Source organism: Methylomonas rivi (assembly GCF_024505165.1).
Lineage (GTDB): Bacteria > Pseudomonadota > Gammaproteobacteria > Methylococcales > Methylomonadaceae > Methylomonas > Methylomonas rivi.
Genome location: NZ_JANIBK010000227.1, coordinates 1 through 4,073 on the forward strand (window position 1 = coordinate 1; position 4,073 = coordinate 4,073).

The following is a 4,073-nucleotide window of genomic DNA, read 5'->3' on the forward strand; positions in this document are numbered from 1 at the left end:
CAGGGTCGAGGCAATGCCGTCCTTCGCGCGCAAGCGGCGAGCCACCGCACGTTCCAGATGCTCTCGCGCCGCTTCCGCGTAATCCGCGTCGGAAGGCAGGCGTAGCCGCTCCTTGGGTTCGGGAGACCAATAGCGTTCAAATCTCGGGCCGCCGGCGTCGAAATGGGCAATGGTCGCGGCGGGTACGCGGCGCAGGCCCCGGTATATAGTCTCCACCGGATGCCTCACGTTAAGAATCAGAAAATCGGCCATGCCGAGTTCATCCACCGCTCTCGGCACGCCGGGCAATGCCAGTAATGCCCGATAGTGAGTGGCAAAGGCGACGAAACCGTCACCCTGGTGATAATACAGCGTGCGCCTGCCCAACTGGTCGCGCGCCAATATCAGTCTGCGATTCAGCGTATCCCACAACGCCAGTGCAAAATCGCCGATCAGGCGCGGCAACGCCGCCGTACCCCATGTCTCCAGCGCCGCAAGCAGCAGCCGCCCATCCGCCGCCACCTCGCCCCGCAGCGAAATCCCCAGCGCCGAGGCGATTTCATCGCGGTTGTCGAGGCGGCCGTCATGAATCAAGACTAACCTGCCCCCTCCGCCTATCCAGGGCTGGCGCTCGAAATAGTCCTCATGGGTAATATGGCGTTGACGAACCAACAAACCGGCACCCTTTTCGATCCAGCACACTGCTTCCGCCACGCCCGGCTCGGCCATGCGGCCGGCAGCGACCTCTAAATCCGCCGCCTGGAGCGGCGCACCGGAAAAACGCACAACACCCGCAATCACGCTCATAATCGCTCCTTTTTGCGAAACACGGCGTCGCTATACAACGCATGCCCTGGCTTAAAATTGTCGCGGCGGTATGGTGGCTTGTCGGCGCGCGCTAAAAGCCGGTCAGTTCGATAAACCGCCTTGAAGAAATTGACTGTGGCCGCGTCGGAAAAATGGAAATGACTGCCCGGGATCGCCAACAACCCGTCTGGTTTCAGACTGCGGAAGCTTGCTGCTCCGGAAACCTTGCAGAGTGCGGCTTTCAAGAATCGAGAGGCAGTTATCGAAGGGAACACGGGACATACGTCGGCGGAAAATGTGCCGAATGGTACCATAGCGCATCCTCCCGCCAATCTTTCATCCTAAAAAGAGCATTTGCTCATTCTTTATGCCGAAGCCGGTAGCCATGGCGTAGGAGCCAACTGTCGGCCTTTCAGATATTTCACCAACGCCAAACTGAGAATTCGGCACCAGCGTTGTATGCTCGTCAACTGCTCCGCTGTTGAGCGCAGCCCTTTGACAAAGGCCGCCATCCGACAATAGGCCCGTTCTACTTTCTCGGCGTCGGCGTGAGGATTTCTTATGGTGAGGCCGGTTTGGCCAGCGTGGCGAGTCAGCTTGCCAATGGCATAGAGCATCAAAGGCCGACTGGTGATAGCTTCGATATGTTGATCGGGGTTAGCCAGACGCACAAACAAGCTCCACCCGTTGTAAATCAAGGCAATGATGCGCGCCATAAAGCGGCAACGTTTGAGGTCCTGGGGCGTAAAGCCGCCCCAGCCCCAGTGATTTTTCAGTTTGTCGAAGTTGTTTTCGGCATCGGCGCGGTCCCGATACAGTTGGGCAACGCTGAGAGCTTCCAGGTCCAAGGTGGGTACCGTCGCGGTCGCTACGAATCAGCCCAGCCAGAGTTCGCACAGGATGCGATGCAATAGCGTCCAAAGCCCCGGTGCGCTGTGCTTGGAGGCCACTTGTTTGCCGCTTTGCACGTCGACACCCTGTAAACCAAGTTGAGTTAGTTTAGCCTATCGCGCATTGATGTTGCTTACGAAGCATTGCTAATTGATAACGCGAGCTCGGTTACGACTCGCTGTTACGTGATTTTCGTGAATTTCCCACCCCCAAGCGCCAGCTTGGAAACCAGAGCGATCTGCTTGCTCGGCGTTCAATCCGCACCCTCATCCATCCCCAACATCCCTATTTCCAAGCCCTCTATTTCCTGCAACGACTTGCCGGCGATGCCCTGCAAGTCGCCGTACATGCCGACCGTGGCGTTCATGACCCGCTCGATTTGCGCCTGGCGTTTGGCCCATTGTTTCATGATGGCTTTGCGCTCCTTGTCCAGATCTTCCTGCATGGTCGAGAAGGCTTCGACGATGGCTTCCACCCGGTGGCGGAAACGCGGGCCGGTCAGGTATTGGTAAACCATCTCGGTTTTGCCGTGCTGGCCTTCGGCGGCCAGGCGGGCCATGCCGACTTCCAGCAGGGTGTGTCGTAGGATGGTGGCAACCGGCAAGGCGGCGCGCGGGCTGGCGACCCAAACGCCGTCGATAACGTCGAAGGTTTCCACGCCCTTTGGCAGCGCGTGACTGACCAGCACGGCAATGTCGGCCTTGGCGTTGCGCTGATCTTCGCGCAATTTGACCAGCCAGCCGTCGCTCCAGTTTTTGGTACGCTTGGCTTCCCAGAGAATGCCGCCGCTAACTTGGCCGGCCGGGCTGACCACCCGTTGCAGCAGGTCGCCGCCGAATTCGCCCTTGGCGACCGGGTCGATGTTGTCGAACGGGAATTTGGCGCGCAGCAGGTTTTCCAGCTCCAGTTCCTGCACTTCGCCTTGCAATTGTTGCGAGCCTTGTTCGGCCTTTTGTTTCAGTTCTTCGATTTTTTGCTGCATCGATGCGATGGTCTGGTCTTTTTCCATCACCCGCAGTTTCAGGCCTTCTTCGGCTTCGCGCTTGGCCTGGTTGCGCACTTCGTTGAGATTGGTCTGTACGCGCTTTTCGATGGTCAACTCCAACTCGCGCTTGGCGTCGTCCAGTTCGCGCTGTTTCTTGATCAGCTCGGCCTGGGCTTGCTGGGCTTCGGCCAGTTTGGCGTCGCGGACTTTCAATACTTCGTGCAGATCGGCCAGTTCGCGGCTTTTGTGTTCCAGCTCGGCCGCCGCGGCTTGCTTGGCCTTGCGGGTCTCTTCCGCGATGACGCGCTGGCGTTCGGCATGCAGCTGTTTTTCGACCTGTTGCTTGACTTGGTCTTCCAGGCTGCGCTTGGCGTCTTGTAGTTGTTGTGCCTGTTCTTTTATACCTTGCTCGCGGCGGGCGATGTCGGCATCTTTTTGTTTAAGCTGCGCTTCGAACTGCTTGCGGGTGGCGGCAAGCAGAGGCGCGGCCAACGACTCCGTCAAGGGGACTGCGCTGTTGCAGCTCGGGCAGGTGATGGTAGCTTCTGTCATGCTGGGGCGTCCTTCTGTGTCTGCTGGTTTTGATGCCGACATGATAAATGCCGGCGCGGCATTTAGCTAACGGCAAAGCTGAATAGCGGATATTGCGGGCGCACGGGCACCGAATGCATGGCTAACGGAAACAGATAATATTTGCCAACCGGCCGCGCAAGCGTGATAAATTCTTTTCACGCTTTTTGCATTCATCTTGCCATGCCAAAACCCCTGATTTACAAAGGCCGCGCTAGCCTCAGCAACGCCGCCGGCCGCTTCGAAAAGCAATCCGGCCAAGCCGAAGACGACGGCTGGGGCAGTCTGGACGCCGATTTACCGCCGTTGGCCACCGAAGTGATAGTCGACAGCAGCCGATCGCTGATCACTTACAACGACTCGCCGGACATTCCATTCGACCGTTCCATTAACCCGTATCGCGGCTGCGAGCATGGCTGTATTTATTGCTTCGCCCGCCCCAGCCATGCGTATCTGGGTTATTCGGCCGGGCTGGATTTCGAAAGCAAAATTTTGGTCAAACCGGACGCGGCCCGTTTGCTGCGCGCGGAATTGGGCAAACGCAGTTACCGCTGCGCGCCGTTGGCCTTGGGCACTAACACCGACCCCTATCAGCCTCTGGAACGCCGGCAACGTATCATGCGGCAGATACTGGAAGTGCTGGCGGAAACCCGCCATCCGGTCAGCATCGTCACCAAGTCGGCCTTGATCGAACGCGATCTGGATATTTTGGCGGAGATGGCGGCGCAAGGCCTGGCTTCCGTGTATTTGTCGATTACCACGCTGGATCGAACGCTGGCGCGCGCTCTGGAACCGCGCGCCGCCGCGCCGCAACGGCGCCTGGAAACCCTGGCCCATTTAC

At 58.6% G+C, this 4,073-nt stretch carries 5 protein-coding genes; 1 reads left to right on the forward strand and 4 read right to left on the reverse strand.

The window, feature by feature from the left end; translation table 11 throughout:
- The 4 genes from NP596_RS20210 to NP596_RS20225 all read right to left on the reverse strand — a co-directional run.
- The coding region (locus NP596_RS20210; protein WP_371927988.1) for an asparagine synthetase B family protein at positions 1-786 on the reverse strand (786 nt) is incomplete at its 3' end.
- The gene (locus tag NP596_RS20215; RefSeq protein ID WP_256617195.1) at positions 783-1,031 is read right to left on the reverse strand and encodes a hypothetical protein; all 249 of its coding nucleotides are present in this window, start codon (positions 1,029-1,031) and stop codon (positions 783-785) included. The genes NP596_RS20215 and NP596_RS20210, both read right to left, overlap by 4 nt.
- Positions 1,032-1,151: 120 nt before the next feature.
- Positions 1,152-1,634, reverse strand: a complete 483-nt coding sequence (locus NP596_RS20220; protein ID WP_371927989.1) for a hypothetical protein — start codon at positions 1,632-1,634, stop codon at positions 1,152-1,154.
- A 296-nt stretch (positions 1,635-1,930) separates the two neighbouring features.
- Positions 1,931-3,214, reverse strand: a complete 1,284-nt coding sequence (locus NP596_RS20225; protein ID WP_256617196.1) for a DUF2130 domain-containing protein — start codon at positions 3,212-3,214, stop codon at positions 1,931-1,933.
- Between the two features lie 201 nt (positions 3,215-3,415).
- Between NP596_RS20225 and NP596_RS20230 the strand changes: the two genes are divergently transcribed.
- On the forward strand, positions 3,416-4,073 hold a 658-nt coding region (locus tag NP596_RS20230; RefSeq protein ID WP_371927990.1), incomplete at its 3' end, for a radical SAM protein.